We start from the raw sequence: 1,010 nt of genomic DNA on the forward strand, positions 1-1,010 counted from the left end.
ATATTTGACTACATAAATATCTCCTATGATTTATTGAATACATATAGTATAGTAAATTATTTCTCGAAAGTCAAGTAAAAAATCATATTGTTATCAAAAAAAAAAAAAAAAAATAAGAAATTTACAAAACTAATGAAATTATGAAAGAATTTGGCATAATTCAGGCATTGCAAACAGATAATAACAAGTAAAATTTTGAATAAAAAAGCGTCTCATTATTGTAATGAAACGCTTTCAATTTAAAAATTATTTTCCAATTTAAATTTTAATTTATGATTATCAATTTTCTATCCAAATATCTGGTTCGAGATTTTTATTTGAGCTATAATAATCTACTACATCTATTCCGTTATAATAGAACTTCAATATTTCTTTATAATCTTTTTGAACTTGAGCCATTCCGTAAGCGCCCCATTGACACATTCCTACTCCATGTCCGCTTCCCTTTCCCGTAATTATGATACCGTTGTCTATTTTATTAATCGTAAAATTAAGAGAAGGCACTAATTTTGGAGAGAGAACGCTTCTGAAATCTCTCGAAGAAATATCGTTATTATCGATTTTTATATTCGTAGCTTTTCCAGATTTTGGGTCCATAGTTATTCCAATAGAAGATTTTTCATCGGCATTAACCGAATAATTTGCAAAATCGTTATTAAGCTCTTTATAGCTTAAAGCGTTAGTCCAAGTTTTTATTTGAGCGTTGCAATAAGGACATTGAACTCCTTCCAAATAAGGCACGGCAGTTCCGAAAACATTTTTTGCGCTGTCGGTATGTCCGCCGCATAAAGCGCTGAAATATGTCGCTATCACTTTATCGTTATAAACCGCTATTTCGTATTTAGTTCTGTCAACCGCCTGTTCCACCGTCCAATTAATTTTTTCCTTTCCGTTATAAACTTGGTATTTTGTCGTATTGTCCACATCGTAAGGAAGCTCGCCATTATTTTTTAATATATGAAACATAGCGTAAGTTCTTGCCGCAATCGCTTGAGCTTTCAACGCTTCGA

At 31.4% G+C, this 1,010-nt stretch carries 1 protein-coding gene; it reads right to left on the bottom strand.

The features are described 5' to 3' along the window. Positions 1-279: 279 nt before the first annotated feature. Positions 280-1,010 (bottom strand): SpoIID/LytB domain-containing protein (locus EZH24_RS12525; RefSeq protein ID WP_137999383.1); only part of this gene is annotated, 731 nt, incomplete at its 5' end.

It is taken from the genome of Brachyspira catarrhinii, from assembly GCF_005518285.1.
GTDB lineage: Bacteria > Spirochaetota > Brachyspiria > Brachyspirales > Brachyspiraceae > Brachyspira > Brachyspira catarrhinii.